12 protein-coding genes and 1 tRNA gene are annotated in these 16,953 nt (G+C 63.2%); 4 read left to right on the top strand and 9 right to left on the bottom strand.

Annotated features, from left to right (window positions below; all coding sequences use genetic code 11):
* Positions 1 to 29 precede the first annotated feature (29 nt).
* Together JST30_06270 and JST30_06265 are read left to right on the top strand one after the other, a co-directional pair.
* Positions 30 to 115 (top strand) — tRNA-Leu (locus JST30_06270).
* Between the two features lie 51 nt (positions 116 to 166).
* Positions 167 to 568, top strand: a complete 402-nt coding sequence (locus tag JST30_06265) for a hypothetical protein (protein ID MBS1713924.1) — start codon at positions 167 to 169, stop codon at positions 566 to 568.
* On the opposite strand, the gene JST30_06260 is transcribed toward JST30_06265, so the two are convergent.
* The 9 genes from JST30_06260 to nuoG all read right to left on the bottom strand — a co-directional run bounded on the left by JST30_06260 (position 565) and on the right by nuoG (position 12,428).
* Positions 565 to 1,515 (bottom strand): sensor domain-containing diguanylate cyclase, encoded by a 951-nt coding sequence (locus JST30_06260; protein MBS1713923.1) that lies wholly within the window; start codon positions 1,513 to 1,515, stop codon positions 565 to 567. The two genes, JST30_06265 and JST30_06260, sit on opposite strands and share 4 nt — an antisense overlap.
* 122 nt (positions 1,516 to 1,637) lie before the next feature.
* A complete protein-coding gene (locus tag JST30_06255) occupies positions 1,638 to 2,468 on the bottom strand; it encodes a sugar phosphate isomerase/epimerase (protein MBS1713922.1) in 831 nt (276 codons plus the stop codon).
* Between the two features lie 7 nt (positions 2,469 to 2,475).
* A complete protein-coding gene (locus JST30_06250; protein MBS1713921.1) occupies positions 2,476 to 3,960 on the bottom strand; it encodes an NADH-quinone oxidoreductase subunit N in 1,485 nt (494 codons plus the stop codon).
* Complete coding sequence (locus tag JST30_06245) at positions 3,957 to 5,717, bottom strand: NADH-quinone oxidoreductase subunit M (protein MBS1713920.1); 1,761 nt, start codon at positions 5,715 to 5,717, stop codon at positions 3,957 to 3,959. Before JST30_06245 ends, JST30_06250 begins: the two co-directional genes overlap by 4 nt.
* Complete coding sequence (nuoL, locus tag JST30_06240; protein MBS1713919.1) at positions 5,714 to 7,882, bottom strand: NADH-quinone oxidoreductase subunit L; 2,169 nt, start codon at positions 7,880 to 7,882, stop codon at positions 5,714 to 5,716. The genes JST30_06245 and nuoL overlap by 4 nt, the downstream gene beginning before the upstream one ends.
* A 42-nt stretch (positions 7,883 to 7,924) precedes the next feature.
* Positions 7,925 to 8,272 (bottom strand): NADH-quinone oxidoreductase subunit NuoK, encoded by a 348-nt coding sequence (gene nuoK, locus JST30_06235; protein MBS1713918.1) that lies wholly within the window; start codon positions 8,270 to 8,272, stop codon positions 7,925 to 7,927.
* Positions 8,273 to 8,890 (bottom strand): NADH-quinone oxidoreductase subunit J, encoded by a 618-nt coding sequence (locus tag JST30_06230; protein MBS1713917.1) that lies wholly within the window; start codon positions 8,888 to 8,890, stop codon positions 8,273 to 8,275.
* A gap of 37 nt (positions 8,891 to 8,927) precedes the next feature.
* Positions 8,928 to 10,229 carry an NADH-quinone oxidoreductase subunit H gene (locus JST30_06225; GenBank protein ID MBS1713916.1) on the bottom strand — a complete coding sequence of 434 codons (1,302 nt, stop codon included), beginning with the start codon at positions 10,227 to 10,229 and terminating at the stop codon, positions 8,928 to 8,930.
* Positions 10,230 to 10,385: 156 nt separating this feature from the next.
* Positions 10,386 to 12,428: an NADH-quinone oxidoreductase subunit NuoG gene (nuoG, locus tag JST30_06220; protein ID MBS1713915.1), complete on the bottom strand. Its 2,043-nt coding sequence runs from the start codon at positions 12,426 to 12,428 to the stop codon at positions 10,386 to 10,388.
* 89 nt (positions 12,429 to 12,517) lie between these two features.
* On the opposite strand from nuoG, the gene JST30_06215 reads away from it, so the two are divergent.
* Positions 12,518 to 14,545, top strand: a complete 2,028-nt coding sequence (locus JST30_06215; protein ID MBS1713914.1) for a tetratricopeptide repeat protein — start codon at positions 12,518 to 12,520, stop codon at positions 14,543 to 14,545.
* Positions 14,546 to 14,757: 212 nt separating this feature from the next.
* A partial coding sequence (locus JST30_06210; GenBank protein MBS1713913.1) for a hypothetical protein occupies positions 14,758 to 16,953 on the top strand: 2,196 nt, incomplete at its 3' end.

Here is a 16,953-nt window from a genome sequence, read left to right as displayed (position 1 = left end):
CGGGCCAGAGGCGTATACTTCCGCCGTTGGCCCGGGTGGCGGAACGGTAGACGCAGCGGACTTAAAATCCGTTGCCCGTAAGGGCGTGAGGGTTCGAGTCCCTCCCCGGGCACCAGCGATTGAAGCCGATCAGCGACCCTAGCGTGCATGCCATGATGTCCACGTCATGGAGCCGATCGTTCGGATCCCACCAGGAGCCGAGGTTGCGGTCTGCTCGGGACTGATCGCGGCGGGGCTGCTCGTCTTGTTGCCGGTCGTCCCCTCTGTGGCGCGATGGATCTATGGCTTGCGCGTCTCGTCGGCCAAGAGCGAAGGTGTGCCATGCGAGGCTCCAGATCCCGGGACTCCGCTCGGATACTGGAACGCAACAACACACTGGATCAGGTTCTCGGCGCTCTTCGTCGCTGCCGGCATCGCTGCGCTCTTCCATGACGGCCGCGTCCAATGGGGTCTGATCATCGGCGTTTCGACGGCCGTCTGGATCGGGAACATGATCCGGCTCGGCAGGCTCAGAGAAGCGATGGCGGCCGCTAGGCCTCACTCAGAAGAGACCGAAAGCCGAAGCTAAGCCGCGGAAACGTCCGGGCGCGCCGACGCAAGGGTCACGCGGTTCCGCCCACCGCGCTTGGACTCATAAAGGGCCGCATCGGCCCGGGCAATGAGGCTTTCCAGCGGTTCGTCGCCGATCATGCAGTCCGCGACACCGATGCTCACCGTCACCGGATCGACACACAAGGACGTGCCTTCCACGGCCGCTCGGATCCGCTCGGCCAGGTTCAATGCGATGTCACTGTCCGCTCCGGCCATCAGGACGGAGAACTCTTCGCCGCCGTACCTTGCGACGGTATCGGTCGAGCGGCAGACCCGCTTGAGCAACACGGCCAGGTTTTTAAGAGCTTCGTCCCCGGTCAGGTGGCCACGGGTGTCGTTGAGGCGTTTGAAATGGTCGACGTCCAGCATCAAGAGCGAAACGGGCCTCGGCCCGAACGCCTCCATGGCATGGGCGGACACATAGGCGTCGTCCAACGCCTTCCGGTTCAAGAGGCCTGTCAAGGCGTCGGTCTTGGCCTGCTTGTCGGTCGTCACGTAAAGCTCCTGATAGTGCAGGGCCTGGATCACAAGTTGGCTCGACAGGTCTGTCAACTGCGGGATCGGATTGGCCGTCGAACCGCCGAAGGCCGTTTCCGGACACTCCATACCGATGACGGACATGCCGTTCGGCAACGTCTGAAGCCTTGACATGACCTTGCTCGACCCGCCCTTGACCGAGATCTCCGCGACGAACCTGTCGTTCGGATCGGCCCCGTCCTCCTCCTTCTTTGGAACGTAGTGGTCGACCTGGATCAGGCTCCGCCAGTCGGCTCCGACGAGCGGCCGATGTTCGAACAAACGGACCATCGCCTCGTTCGCCGCGACGATGGTGCCGTCCGCGTGAGCCAAGGCCAACGCCTCGGACGATCCCTGGACAATGGCGATGAGGGTTTCGTCCCTTCGGTCTCCGGTCTGCTCGCTCACTCGTTGTCTCTCCCCTTAGTCGGAAGTCCGTCAGCGACAAGGCTCGCCGACAAGGGAAAGTATCGGCGGTTTTTGAGAGAGCTTTTAGTCTGACCGACCCTGCACTTCAGGGTGAAGAATGATCAACCTAAGATCGTGCGGCAGTTTCGAGCCGACCTCTCGACATCGCCGAACGGATCGCCGTCACCTTCGTACTCCAGACTCATCCATCCTTCGAACCCGCCTGCACGGAGTGCAGCGACACAGCCGCCGAGGTCGACCGTGCCCTCCCCGATGACGGTGCCTTGGAACCTCGTCCCGGCCGAAGAAACGTAGTGCCCGTCTCCTGGCGCGAAATCCTTGAAATGGACCATCGCGGCGGTTCCGGCCAATTCTGCGACGGCCTGGACCGGATCCTGACCGACCAACAGAAAATTGCCCGTGTCCGGATTGGCCCCCAGGGCGTCGTGGCCGGTTTTGGACCGGACCTCTTCGATCAGCCCCCTCACTTGCCCGCTCTGGCCGGCCAGTCTGCCATGGTTCTCCAGAGCCAGTCGGACGCCCTTGTCACGGGCGTAGTCCGCCGCTTCGGCAAGTCCGTCGACGATCCACGTCCGGGCGTCGTCGAATGTCACGCCCTCCGCCGCGTCTCCGGCGAAGACCCGGACCGTCGACGCTCCGTAGTACACGGCTTCGTCGACTCCGAAGCGGATCCGGTCGGTCTGTTCGGCCCGTTCCTGGGCCGTGGTCTTGACAAAGTTATTGGCGACGCTGAAGATCGGGCAAGGCAGTCCCGCCTCCGATAACGCTTCGAAGACACGTGGCCGCTCTTCGCGGGCGTCCTGATAGAAGAAGTCGAGCAGTTCGACGCCGTCAGCGCCGATGCGGGCCGCTTCCCGGACGAAACCGCAAAGATCGAGACGACCTCCTTTCACGGCCCGGACATAGCACCACATACTGACGGCGAGCTTCATCCGGGTGTCACCGCCGCGCGACGGGTCCGGACGGGTTTCCGTCGCCTTTGAGGGACTTCTGGAGAGGGGTCGCCGCGAAGCTCGCCCAGAAGACGCCGATCGCACACGCGACGACGGCGACCAGCAGGCCGAAGCCAGGTTGCCGCGCCGGGTTCTTCCGGAAGCCCTCGTCGTCGACGAACGCGGCCTGAAGGATGCCGAGGTAGTACGCGACGCTGATCACCGAGTTGACGGCCAGGACGATGGCAAGGACAGGCAGATCGGCGGCGAGCGCGTCCATGAAGATTTGGAACTTTCCGACGAACCCCGCTGTCGGCGGAATGCCGATCAAGGACGCGACGAACACCACGAGACAAGCTACTGCGAGCGGGGCGCGCTTCCAAAGGCCGTTCAAGTCTTGGAACCGCGTGCCCTCCTTGCCGCCCTTGACGGCCAAGCTGACGACCGCGAACGTCCCCAAGGTCATCAGGCAATAAGTCAGCAGGTAGTACGTGACGGTCGACAGGCCGATGCGGTCAGGCGACTTCACGTGGGCCAGCACCGCGACCAGGATATAGCCCGCGTTGGCGATGCTGGAGTATCCCAGGACCCGTTTGACGTCCTTCTGCGCCAGAGCGGCGAGGTTGCCGACGGTCATCGTCAGGATGGCGACCCAGGTGAGCACGGGCATCCAATAACCTTGAAGCGGGGTGGCCGACTCAAGGAAGCGGATCAACGCCCCGAACGCGGCGATCTTACTGACCGCGGCCATGAAGGCGGTCACGTTCGTCGGGGCGCCTTGGTAGACGTCCGGCGTCCACTGGTGGAACGGGACAAGGGCGGCTTTGAACCCGAGTCCGATCAGGACCATCATCACGCCGAACACAAGGGGGGCGCCGATTTCGGCCTGGAAGAAGTCGGCGACCTCGGCGATCCTGGACATGTCGAGGGATCCGGTCGCGCCGAAAATGTAGGCCACGCCCATGAGGAAGAAGGCGCTGGCGAACGCTCCGAGCAAGAAGTACTTGAGGGCGCTCTCTTCGGACTTGGACTCTTGACGGCTCGTCCCCGCGAGACAGTACAGGGCGATGCTGAGGACTTCCAGGCCCAAGAACATCTCCAGCAGGTTCGTGGTCGTGACCATCAACATCCCGCCGGCCGTCGACCAGAGCGCTAGAGGATAAAACTCGGCGAACGCGATCTTCTTTTCGCGCAAGTACCCCTCGCTGAAGAGGAAAGCCACGAAGCAGGCGCCGATCAAGAGCAGTTGAAGGACGAGCGACGTCTGGTCGCGCAGCATCATGTCGGCGAAGGTCTTCGTCGGCTTCGAGCCGAACTGGGACAACACTTGCCAGCCCGCCCAGGCGAGCCCGACCAGCGAGACTGCGACGAGCGGGCCGTTGTTGCGCCTTGGCCAGAACATTTCGACGAACAGGGCCGCGACGCCGGTCCCGATCACGGTCAAGACCGGCATCAAGACCGTCCAATCGATCTGCGGCAACACAGGGATCACTGGACCCCTCCTGCCGGCTTGTCGGCGTCGGCGTGCGTCTCTTCTGTAGGCACGTCCGTTTCAGGAGCGATCTGGAAATGGTGTTGGCCTGGATAGACTAACGAGACGAAGCTGTAATCGCCCATGACTCCGTTGACCGGCCTCGGAGCGACCTGGATCAGGTCGCCGTTCTTCGAGACCTCCAGCCCCGTGTCGGCCCAGGACGGGCGCTTGCCCGCCGGATTGACGGCCATCAGCCGTGCCGCCCCGATCGAACGCTCCATCGGGCCAAGGAACGTGCCCGGGCTCAGGCCTCCCCAAAGCATCAGGACGATCAGACACCCGACCATGCAGACTTCCCAGACCTTGAGGTCCTTCAGCCGCTCGAGCTTCGGATTGAGCTTTCCGTAGAAGACCTTCTGGAACATCCACAGCAAGTACACCGCAGCCAGGATGACGCCGACTCCGGCGACCCAAGGCACCCACGGCCCGATGCCCATGTAGTTGACCGTGGCCGCTTCCCAAGCGCCCATCATCGCCAAAAACTCGCCGACGAACCCGTTCAGGCCAGGCAGGCCGACCGACGACAGCATCACGATCAGGAACAGGGCCGCATAGACGGGCATCTGGGCTTTCAGACCGCCCATATCGGCGAAGAGCCGGGTGTGGATCCGTTCGTAGAGCAGGCCGATCATCAAGAAGAGTGCGCCCGTCGAGATCCCGTGGTTCAACTGCTGATAGGCGCCGCCCATCATTCCCGTGTGCGTCAGGCTGAAAATCCCGAGCATCACGAAGCCCATGTGGGCCACGGACGAATAGGCGACCAGTTTCTTGACATCGGGCTGGACAGCGGCGACGATCGCGCCGTAGACGATGCCGAAGACGGCCAGCGCCATGATGATCGGCACGACCTTCGGCAGGACGTCCGGGAAGAACGGCAGGCACAGCCTCAGAAAGCCGTACGTGCCCATTTTCAGAAGGACGCCGGCCAGGATCACCGATCCGGCCGTCGGCGCTTCGGTGTGGGCGTCGGGCAGCCAGGTATGGAACGGGAACATCGGACATTTGACCATGAAGGCCAAGGCGAACGACCAGAACAGCAGGAGCTGCAGTTTGGGATCGGCCGCCGCCCAGAGTTTGCCGCTGGCGATGTTGCCTTGGATCGCCGTCATATCGAACGTCCAAATCCCAGAGACTTCAGCGTTCAATCTGGCGATGACGATCATCCCGACGAGCATGAAGATGGACGCGGCGAACGTGTAGACGAAGAACTTGACCGCGGCGTAGTTCCGCTGTGCCCCGCCCCAGATCCAGATCATGACCGCCATCGGGATGAGGCTGGCTTCGAAGAAGGTGTAGAACAAGATCAGGTCCAGGCTCAAGAAGACGCCCAACATGGCCGTCAAGAGGAGCATCGTCATGACGAAGTACTCCTTGACCCGCTTGTCGACGTAAAAGCTGAACCAGACGGCGATCACGTTCAAAAACGTGGTCAGGACGACGAGCCACAGGCTGATACCGTCGACACCGAGCCGGAAATGGATGCCCAGTTGATCGATCCATGGCACGAACTCGACCATTTGGAAGTGGTACGTACCCGGTTGGAACCGGCCCAAGACGACCAGGCTCGCGCCCAACGTGACGAGGCTGAACAACAGCGCTGCAGCCTTTACCGCCTTCGGGAACTGGCTCGGGATCAGCGCGATCAGGACGGCTCCCAGAACGGGAAGCGCCAAGAGAAGGCTCAGGATCCCCGGGCCCGTCGGTTCCAGGTTCACTTCGGACCTCCCACCGAAAGGACGTACAGGACATACCCGATGAACGCCGCCGCTCCGACCTGCATCAAGAGGGCGTAACCTCGGACCTTGCCGGTCTGTGTCGCGGTCAACAGGGCGCCGAGGCCTTTCGTGACGCCTGCGATACCCACCACGACCCCGTCGACGATCTTGTCGAAACCTTGGGACAACCAACCGACGGCGGCACCGGCTTTGACGCTACCGTCACTGACCAAAGCGTCATAGCCCCATTGCCGACCGGCCCACTTTTGGACCGGGTTCCACTTCGTAAGGTCGAAGCCCTCCCAGTCCGGTAGTTTCTTGCCCCAGATCCAGAACCCGACAAGGATGCCGCCGACCGACGTCACCGTCGAGAGCACGATCAGCATCGTGTGCGGGACCGGCCCATGGTGCTCGGCCGCTTCCTTGAGCGGGTAGAGCCAGTGGAAGAACCGTTCTTGGTCGTTCAAGATCCCGCCGATCCATCCGAACGAGAAAAGGGCCAGAACGGCCAGCGGCACCCACATGACCCACGGGACTTCCCGGGGTTTGTGCGTCTCGTCCAATTCATGGTGGTGCTCGTGGTCGCCGTGCATCGCGGCGGCCTCGTCATCGTTCATGAAGAAGCCGTGCGGATCGTCGTGGTCGGTGTGGTGCCCATGGCCGTGGTCGTGGTCGTGACCGTGGTCGTCATGCCCGTGGGCGCCCGCCGGCAACAGCTTCCATCGCTCGGCAGGGTTGAAGAAGGTCAAGACCATCATGCGGGTCATGTAACAGGCCGTGAGTCCGGCGACGAAGAAGCCGATCCAGCCCGCGATCTGCCCGGCGCTGACCGGGCCGAGCATCAGAGCACCGTGCCCTGTCGCGTTGACGGCCGGGCCGAGGATCGCTTCCTTCGACCAGAAACCGCTGAAGAGCCACGGTACGCCCGCGATGGCCAGATATCCGACCATCATCGTGGCGAAGGTGATCGGCAAGTACTTCCGTAAGTTGCCGTAGTTCCTCATGTCCTGGTCGTGGGCCATAGCGTAGATGACCGCTCCGGAACCAAGGAACAGCAGGGCTTTGAAGAACGCGTGGGTCAGCACGTGGAACATGCCCGCGTAAAACGCCCCGACTCCGCACGCGATGAACATGTAGCCGAGCTGGGACACCGTCGAGTACGCCAGGACTTTCTTGATATCGGTCTGACCGAACGCGATCGTCGCGCCGATCAAGGCCGTCAAAGCGCCGACCAGTGCGACGACGCCCATCGCCACGGGCGACGCCAGGAACCAGTCGCTCATCCGGTTCAACAGGTAGACGCCGGACGTGACCATCGTCGCGGCGTGGATCAAAGCCGAAACCGGTGTCGGGCCCGCCATCGCGTCCGGTAACCAGACATAGATCGGGAACTGGGCCGATTTGCCGCAGGCGCCTACGAACAGCAGGATCGCGATCATGGTCGCCCAGAACGGGTTCTGAGCAAGGATCGCCGTGGCATGGGGAAGGACGACGTCGTAGCTGAGCCACCGCGGGTCGTCGACTAGGCCGAGGGCGGTTCGGTTCGACGCGATCAAGCTGACCACTCCGAACATGCCCAGTGTAAAGCCCCAGTCACCGATCCTGTTGACGATGAACGCCTTGTTCGCCGCCTTGGAATTGCTGACGTCTTTGAACCAGAACCCGATGAGAAGGTAGGAACAGAGGCCGACGCCTTCCCACCCGACGAAGGTCAGGGCCAGGTTGTTGCCGAGCACCAAGACCAGCATCGCGGCGATGAACAAGTTCAGATAGGTGAAGAACCGGGCGAAGTCCTTCTCTTCCCCCATGTAGCCGATAGCGTAAAGATGGATCAGCGAGCCGATGCCGGTGATGATCAGCACCATCGTCATGCTCAACGAATCGATGCGGAACTCGAACGGGATCCGGACGCTGTCGATGCTGATCCAGTCGAACAAGGTCTTGACGACGAACGGTTGCTTGGGGTCCAGTTGCGGCAACGAACCCGTCAGAATCAGTCCGATCAGGAACGCCCCGGCGATGGGCAGGAACGCCATCGCTCCGGCTACAGGTCGACCGATCTTCGGGCCGAGCCCGTCGATCAGGTTCTTCCCTGCGAAGGCCTGGAACAGGAATCCGGCCAGAGGCAGGAACACGATCCACCACACGAGGTTCCAATCAGGCATACCGGGCCACCTTCTTGACGTACAAAGCCAAACCCACCATCGTCATCCCCTCAGTGCGCTCATATCGTCGACGTCGGCCTGGTTCTTCAGGCGAAAAATGGCCATGATGATCCCCAGCCCGACGGCGACCTCGGCCGCCGCGACCGCCATCACGAAAATGACGGCCATCTGGCCGCCCATCATCGAATTTTTCAGATCGGCCGACCCTAGCCCGGGCGCAGCCCCATATCGGGCGAACGAGAGGAACGTCAAGTTCACGGCGTTCAACATCAGTTCGACGCACATGAAGACGACCACCGGGTTCCGGCGGACCACGACCCCGATGCCCCCGATCGTGAACATGAAGAGACCCAAGGTCAGGTACCAGCTCAACGGAACGCTCGAGTCCATCTAAATCCTCCTTTTGGCCAACAGGATCGACCCGACGACGCCGATCAGCAGCAAGACGCTCGTGACCTCGAACGGCCACGAATAGGTCGAGAACAGCACGGCGCCGACGGCTTGCGGTTTGCCGAGGTCGTCCATCGATCGGACCATCGGCCCACGGTCGGCCGGGCCCTGCGCGCCTGAAAGCGGTGTCGATGGGCCGGAAGGGGCGGCCGTCGAAGCGACGACCGCTTGCGGCGACGCGACCGAATAGGGTTCCTTGACCGAGTCTGAGAAGGGGGTGACGACCTTGGAGAAGATCACGGCCCCCATGGCGAGGCCGAACCCCCAAGCGACGGGCGCTTTCCAGTCCCGCTTCTCCTCGTCCTTCTGCCCGTGGTGGAGCTGCAACATCATGATCACGAACAGGAACAGGACCATGATCGCCCCGGCGTACACCATGATCTGGGTGATGCCGAGAAGCTGTGCTCCGAGCGTGAAGTAGACGAACGCGAGGACGAAGAAATTGAGGACGAGGCTGAGGGCGGAACGGACCGGGTTCTTTCCGAACACCACGACTCCCAGGGCGCCCGCGCCTGCGACCAGGGCGAGGACGAGGAACGCGAGCTTTTCGCCGCTCACTTCCCCTTCACCCCTTGACTCACGGCTCTGGATCGTCTCATGCCTTTTTCGGGTCCACCAACCTGACGGACCGGGTCGGTGCCGGATCGGCGAGCTTGACCTTGCGCGCACCGAACGCCAGATCCGACTTGCGGGCCAACGCCGCGATGTTCAAATAGCCCACCAAGAGCACTCCGGCGGCAGCGGCCCATGCCACCCATCCTCCGCCCGTCCCCCAGAGGCGCGTCGCGATGATCCAGAGAGCGACGACCAAGAAGTTCGCGACCCCGAGCGGGAGCATGGTCTTCCAACCCAAGTTCATCAATTGGTCGTACCGCAACCTGGGCAACGTCGCACGGAGCCAGATGAAGAACGTGATGCCGCCCGCGCACTTCCCGATGAAGACCAGTGGCCCGGCCCAATAGTTGAACCACGCCATCGACTTGAAGAACGCGGCGCCGCCGGCCAGCCACGAGGGCGGAGAAACGGCCAGCGCTTCCCAGTTCACGGGCAGCAGGTTGTAACCGCCGAGGAAGACCGCGGCGAACACGCCGCTCAGCATGAACATCGCCGCGTACTCGCCCATGAAGAACACGGCGAACTTCATGCTCGAATATTCCGTGTGGTAGCCCGCGATCAGCTCGTTCTCGGCTTCGGGAAGGTCGAACGGCGCCCGGTTCGTCTCGGCGATCATGCAGATCAGGAACACGACCGCGCTGACGAACCCGAACGGGGTGAACAGGAACCAGTTTTGAAGCCCGGGCGCGACGCCCCAGAGCGCCTTCTCTTGTTCGCGCACCATGTCCGCCATCCGGAGAGAGCCCGTCGCCAGGGCGACACAGGCCAAGGACATCCCCATCGCGAGTTCGTAGCTGATCAATTGCGCGCTCGACCGGAGCCCGCCCATGAGGGAGTACTTGTTGTTGCTCGAATAGCCCGCAAGGACGACGCCGTAGACGCCAAGACTCGAGATGGCGAGGACGTAGAGGATGCCGATGTCGACGTTCGCGACGGGCGTGAGGTAGCTATAGACACCACCGATCGCGTCGGCGAACGGCAACGTCACCGAACCCCAGGGAAGCGTCCCACCGATCGCAAACGCCGGAAAAAGCGCGACGGCCGGCGCCAGGAAGTAGATCTTGCGGTCGATACTGGCGGGCGTAATGTCTTCTTTCAAGAAGAGCTTCACGCCGTCGCAGATCGGTTGGAGGAGACCGAAAGTCCGGAACTTCCGGCCTTTCAGGAACGGAAACCTGTCCGGGACCGTAATCGTGCCTGTACGGTTCGGCCCGACGCGGTCTTGCATCCAACTGAGGAGACGGCGCTCCCACCAGATCAAACCCGGGACCAAGATCAGCATCGGAACGACCAAGATCACGACCTTGATCAGTCCGGCGACGAAGGGCCCGTACAGGTGCAGACCGAAGAGCGTGGCATCCTGCCCGTTGCTGACCGCCTCAATCCATTGGGGGAAGTTAAAATTCACGTCCGGCTCCCTGACTTTACCTGCCTGGCGTTAGGCTCCGCCGACCTCCGTGACCTGCGGTTCCGCGAGGACGAGGCCTTCCTCGGGGACCCCGTCTGCAACGGCCGAAAACCGGGGGAATTCGGCAGCGAGCGCCGTCAGGACTTCCCTCGGATTGAAGAACGGGGTCGCGGGCGAGAGCCGCAGCAAGAGCTCGCTGAAGATCCGCCACGCAGGCTTGGCGTCGCCGGGAGGCGATACGGCACGTCCGATGTTCTGGACGCGTCCTTCGCAGTTCGTCCAGGTGCCGTCCTGTTCGGCGGGCGCCGCCATCGGGAGGACGACACTGGCATACGCCATCGCCTCGCACTCCTGCGTTCCTTGGACCACCACGAACTCGGCGTTCTCCAAGGCTCCCGCACCGCCCTCGAACGTCGTCGGATCGCACTCCATCAGCCAGAGCGCCTTCACTCGACCTTGTGCGGCGGCCTGAAGGGCGTCGAAAGTGGACGCTCCGCCTTGTGCCGGACGGACGTCGAGAAACTCGGCGCCCTGCGAGTTGGCGCCCGTTGGCCAGACGTCGAACGATCCGCCGCTCGTCGCGGCCCAACCTCTCAGATCGCGAAGGGCGTCCAGTCCCTGGGGAAGGTCGAGCGCGCGGTCCGAAGCGACGACGGCCGTTCCCTGTCCAAGCGCGGACCGGGCTGCCGAAACCGTTCCTGAGTCCCAACCGAGCCGCGACGCAGCGGCATCGTCGCCCGAGAGAGCTTTGACCGCATCCCGTTCGGCTCCGACCGGGAACCGCAGCGAAGCGGCCGAAAACGTGTCGCACTCGTTCGGCGACAGGCTGAGGACGACGACCTTCGCGCCGCGCTTGACGGCCGCCTTGCGGACGCGGAGATAAACGATGGGGAGCTCGGCGGCGAGGTCGCCGAAGACGAGGATGCTCGCCTGTCGCTCGAGTCCGGCGATCGTCATCGACGGCGTCGAAACGTCGCCGTCGACCGCAGACGTCCACCGATGGTCAAGGTGAGGGGAACCGAACTGCTCGCGGACGACCTTCCGGAACAGGTACAGGGCTTCGTTCGACACGCGTGGACCGGTCAGTCCGGCGCATTCGGCACCAGGCCGGTCGAAGCCTTTGGCGATCTCTTCGTACGCCTCGCCCCAAGACACGGGGACGAACCCGTCGCCCTTCCGCACCAACGGGCTTGTCAGTCGGGAGGGACTGTTGTAGTAGCCGTGGCCGAACTTCCCTCGGTCGCACGTCCATTCCTCGTTCACAGCCTCGTTGACCCGTCCGTTCGTCCGGACGTACTTGCCCGCCCTATGGTCGAACCAGACGTTGCAGCCGTTCGAGCATTCGGTACAGACCGAAGGGGTCGTTTCCAAGTCCCAAGGCCGCGCCCGGAACCTGTACTTGCTGCTCGTCAAGGCTCCGACCGGGCAGATTTCGATGACGTTCCCACTGAACTTGGACTCGAAGTCGGTGAGTTGGAAGGTCGACGGCTGCATTTCCGCGCCTCGGAACCGGAACGCCAGTTCGTGTTCGCCACTGACCTCTTCTGTAAACCTGACGCACCGGCCGCACTGGATGCAACGTTCGAGGTCGAGCGTGACGTACCGGCTCAGAGGGAACGCCTTGGGAAGGTGGCGCTTGAGTTCGATGAAACGCGACGTCGAAGGCCCGTAGGCGAGCGTGTTGTTCTGGAGCGGGCACTCGCCACCCCGGTCGCAGACCGGACAGTCGAGGGGGTGGTTGACCAACAGGAATTCCAAGACGCCCCGCCGGTCACGGTGCACCGCCTCCGAGTCGGTCAAGACGACCATTCCTTCACTCGCGGGCAGCGTACAGCCTGCTTGGGGCTTCGGCATCATGCGGACCGACCCGTCCGCCTGCTTGAAGCCGACTTCGACAAGGCACATCCGGCACATACCGACCGGGTCCATCCGGGGGTGGTAGCAGAATACGGGGATTTCCAGCCCGAGCCGCTTGACCGATTCGACGATGAGTTCGCCTTTAGGGACGCTCAGTTCAACGTCGTTGACCGTGATCGTCACTTGGTCGTTCGAGGCTCGCGGTTCTGCTGACATGGCCTAGGCTTAGAACCGTGATACCCGATGGCCCCCGGCGAGTGGGCGGCTTCCGGCCTTCTGACGGCTAAGATATCGGACATCGGACGATGAGCAAGAAATCCCGGCGAAAGGGACACGACGAGGGGCGCCGGGAGCACAAGCCGGTCGGACCGGCGTTACGGGACCTGTATGCCCGCGCCGAGGCGCTCTTGGCCGCGGGACGTCCGGACGAGGCCCTGTCCGTTTGCCGACTTGCCCTCGCATCCGACCCGGTCGACGCCTTCGCCCATGCCTTGGCCGGAACGGCTCTGGCTCAGAAAGGCGACACCGGGGCCGCGCGTCAGGCGTTCCTTTCAGCCTTGAGCCGAAACCCCGGGCTCGCCCTTGCTTCCCTGAACCTGGCCCGCCTCGAGTCTGCCGCTGGACACGGCGAACTCGCCGCAGACATCCTCAAGGCTTCGGCCGAGAGGACGGAGGATCCGGGCACGCTCATGGCCCTTGCCGACTGCGCCATGGGCGCCGGACTCCTGGACACGGCGGAACCGATCGTCGCAAAAGCGGTCGGGCTCCGACCACAGGACGCTCAGCTCCGGTTCCGGCACGCGGTGACCCTTCAGACGCTTCACCGGAACGACGAGGCGGTCAAGGGTTTCCGGGCCGTGCTGTCCCTACAGCCGAACGTCGGGGCGGCCAACGCCAACATCGGTGCGATCTTCGCGGAGTCCGGCAAGTACGAGGAAGCCCGGAACCAGTACGCCCTGGCCGCTCGTTCTGGAGGTCCTGCGAGAAACGGTTTCCTGTTCCGCAGAGCCCTTCTCAGTCCGACCGTGTTCAGCAGCCCGGACCAGATCGATGACGTGCGTGCCCGGATGTCGGAGGAACTGGACGCCTTGGCCCAAGGCGACGTCCGGCTGACAGATCCGCCACACGAGGTCGGCACGGCGAACTTTTATCTGACCTACCACGGACGACCGGACAAGCACCTTCAAAGCCAAGTGGCGCGCACCTATCTTACGGCGTGCCCCTCGCTGGGTTGGACGTCCCCGCACTCCATGGGAGGGGCAAAAGGCCGCCGCGCCAGGATCGGGTTCTGCTCGGCGTTTTTCCGGGACCACACGGTCGGAAAGGTCTATGAAGGCGTGATCCGCGGACTGGACCGCGACGCGTTCGAAGTCGTGGTCCTTTCGACCGCACCGCCACGGGACGACGTCGCTGTCCGCATCGCCCGATCGGCCGATACGTTCGTGGTCCTTCCTTCAGAACTGAAGGCCGCCCGACAAACGGTCGCCGACGAGAAACTGGACGTCCTCGTCTACGCCGACATCGGCATGGACGCGTTCACGTATTTCCTTTCGTTCGCACGGCTGGCGCCGGTCCAGTGCGTCGGTTGGGGGCACCCGGACACGACGGGCGTGCCGAACGTGGACTACTACCTTTCCGCCGAAACGTTCGAACCGGACGGGGCGCAAGACCACTATTCGGAACACCTGGCCCTGCTTCCCCGGATCTACTGCGACCTTCAGCGCCCGCCCGAAGCCAAAGCCCGTGCTTCGAAAGCCGACGCGGGTCTGCCGGAGTCCGGCCGGCTCTATCTTTGCGCCCAGTCCCTGTTCAAGTTCCACCCCGACTTCGATTCGGCCGTCGCCGCTGTCCTGCGCCGGGACCCACAGGGCAAAGTGGTCTTTTTTGAGACGTCCGAGCAGAACTGGGTCAGGATTTTGAAAGAGAGGCTCCAAAGCCGGATCCCCGACGTCGCCGACCAGGTCTTGTTCCTGCCTCGTCTCAGCCCGGACCGCTTCCTGGACGCGCTCGCTTCCGCGGACGCTGTCTTGGACACACGACGGTTTACGGGCGGCCACACCGCGTACCTTGCTTTTTCCGCCGGCGTCCCCGTCGTGACGTGGAACGGAGACCTGATGCGGGGAAGGATGACGGCCGGGTTGTACCGACAAATGGGCATCGAAGGGCCCGTCGCCGACGACGACGACGAATTCGCCGAACTTGCCGTCTCGCTGGCCCAGAACAGCGACGTCGCAGTGGAGTTGAAAAACCGGGTCGCGGCGGCCTCCCACCTCCTCTTCGACGATAAGGGATCAGTCCAGTACTTTTCAGATTTTCTAAGCACTATCTTATAAAGTTTTTTCAATTATCAGTGGCGTTGAGACGGAGCGGGGCTTGATCCGGTCCGTACTGTTGCCGGTCTCTTGAAAATCCACCCTTCAGCCAGGCGCGTTGAGACCGCACGGGTGGTACGCTGGAGGCGGATCGGGCTGATTGGGCCCGGTTCGTGCATCCGAGAGGACATGCGGAGTCCGCACTTTCCAGGACCTCCGGAGCAGGAGTGAACATGCGATTCAGATCGATCAGCCTTTCGTTGGGGCTCGTTTCGCTGGCCGTTGGCCCGACCGTCGCGTCTGCACAAGACGGTCCCCAGCGCTTCTACGGCGTCACGACCATCGGCGAAAAAGGAATAACCCGTACCGTCTCCGAAATCATGCGGAACCCGAATTGGGTCAACCCGTTGAAGTTCGCCAACATCATCATCAAGTCGACCGAACAGGAGGTCGACCGCACTGAACTGCCCCAGAACCCTGAGGCCCTTCAAGGCAGCAGTTGGCCCCCGTATCCCACCGGCAAGAACCCCGAAGCCGGCAACACGGGCAAGGACCACGGTCGTCCTTACAGTCCCCAGACCATCGGCGTCCAGTGGACCGGGAGCCAGGCCGGCAACCTTGTTCCGCCGGACTCGTTCGGCGCCGTCGGGCCGACGCAGATCCTCGTGACCTCGAACAGCCAGGTCAAGGTCTACAACAAGTCCGGAACGCTCGGGAGCCTCAACACGACTCTGGACAGCTTCTTCGCGTCCGTCGGAGGCAACACGTCGGACCCGCGGGCGACGTACGACCGCATCAGCCAGCGCTGGTTCGTCATCTGCATCAACGTCAACTCTCCGAACAAGTTCTATATCGCGGTCTCGAGCGGTCCGACGATCACGAACACGGCGAGCTTCACGTTCTACTCGATCACTAGCCCGAGTTCGTTCGCGGACTATCCGTCGCTCGGCGTCGACGCGAAGGGCGTCTACATCGGCGACAACACGTTCAACACCTCGCTGACCTCCTATCTCGGGACGCACCTTCAAGTCATCAAGAAGTCGAGCATCCTGTCCGGCGGCCCGATCGTGTCGACGAGGTTCACCACGTCGACCGCCACTGGGACGGGACTGTTCTCCCCGCGCGGCGTCGACAACGACGACCCGGCGTCGACCGACGGCTATGTCATCGGTGTCGACAATGCCAGCTTCAGCAAGCTGTGCATGGTGAAAGTGTTCAACGCCGACACGAACTCGCCGACCATTTCCGCGAACATGACCCTTGCCGTTCCGACGACGGTCAATCCGGCCTCTGTGCCGGCCCTGGGAACGACGGGCTCCTTGGACGCTTTGGACGACCGCGTTTACCACGCCCAGATGCACTTGAACCGGAAGACGGGCAAGCGCACGATCTACATGGCCCACAACATCCGTGTCGACGGCAACGGTATCGGTTCCTCCGGCGGCAACCGGAACGGATGCCGCTGGTACGAAGTCGATCCGACGGGCGCGAGCATGGTCCTCGTCCAGGCGGGGACGGCGTACGATCCCGCCGCTTCCAGTCCGCTCTACTATTGGATGGACTCCTGCGCGCAAAGCGGTCAGGGCCATATGGCCCTAGGGCACAACGCCGCCAACTCGGCGACGCGCGTCCAGGTCCGCGCCGCCGGCCGACTTGCCGGCGACCCGCTCGGGACGACGCAATCGTCCACCCTCGCGTTCCAGAGTACGGTCGGCTACAACCTTCAGGGTGGCGGCGTCCAACGATGGGGCGACTACTGCACCGTCAACGTCGACCCTGAGGACGACCAGACGATGTGGACGATCCAGGAGTTCGCTGCTGCCTCCAACGCTTGGGGATGCCGCGTGGTCCAACTGCTCGCACCACCGCCTTCGGCCGTCAACTCGGTCTCGCCGAACGTGCTGAACCAAGGCCAGACGACGAACGTGACGATCAACGGCACGGCGGCGGCCGGTTCGGAGTACTACGACACGGACGCCAGCTACACCAAACGGCTCCAAGTCGCGGTCAGCGGCACGGGCGTGACGGTCAACTCCGTCTCGTTCAGCCACGCGAACCCGCAGCAGATCGTCGTGAACGTCAGCGTCGCAGGCAACGCGACCGCCGGAGCCCGCGACGTCACGATCACGAACCCTGACGGCCAGTCCACTACGGCCAGCGGTGCCTTGACGATCAACGCCGGTTCCACGACGGAAACCCTCGCTCCGGTGAACGGTGCCGTGAACATCGGCCAGTCCAACTCGGGCGGCTTCGGCGACACCGCCGTCGTCGACAACGTGAACTGGCGCGTCTGCAAGTTCGTCGTCACGTCCGCTACGAGCCCGATCGTCCGGGTCCGGTTCGACTACACCACGACCAAGACGGCCCCGACCGCGATCGACTGGGACGTCACGGCCAAGATGGTCCACAGCGGGACCTTCAAGGTCCAG

This window comes from Armatimonadota bacterium (assembly GCA_018268395.1).
Lineage (GTDB): Bacteria > Armatimonadota > Fimbriimonadia > Fimbriimonadales > Fimbriimonadaceae > JAEURO01.
Note: the sequence above shows the minus strand (reverse complement) of the source record. Positions and strands in the feature narration are given on the sequence as shown.

Coding starts and splice junctions, on each gene's coding strand:
- JST30_06265 (MBS1713924.1), top strand. CDS start 167: ATGGAGCCGATCGTTCGGATCCCACCAGGAGCCGAGGTTGCGGTCTGC.
- nuoG (MBS1713915.1), bottom strand. CDS start 12,428: ATGTCAGCAGAACCGCGAGCCTCGAACGACCAAGTGACGATCACGGTC.
- JST30_06215 (MBS1713914.1), top strand. CDS start 12,518: ATGAGCAAGAAATCCCGGCGAAAGGGACACGACGAGGGGCGCCGGGAG.
- JST30_06255 (MBS1713922.1), bottom strand. CDS start 2,468: ATGAAGCTCGCCGTCAGTATGTGGTGCTATGTCCGGGCCGTGAAAGGA.
- nuoL (MBS1713919.1), bottom strand. CDS start 7,882: ATGCCTGATTGGAACCTCGTGTGGTGGATCGTGTTCCTGCCTCTGGCC.
- JST30_06225 (MBS1713916.1), bottom strand. CDS start 10,229: ATGCTGATCTTGGTCCCGGGTTTGATCTGGTGGGAGCGCCGTCTCCTC.
- nuoK (MBS1713918.1), bottom strand. CDS start 8,272: ATGGACTCGAGCGTTCCGTTGAGCTGGTACCTGACCTTGGGTCTCTTC.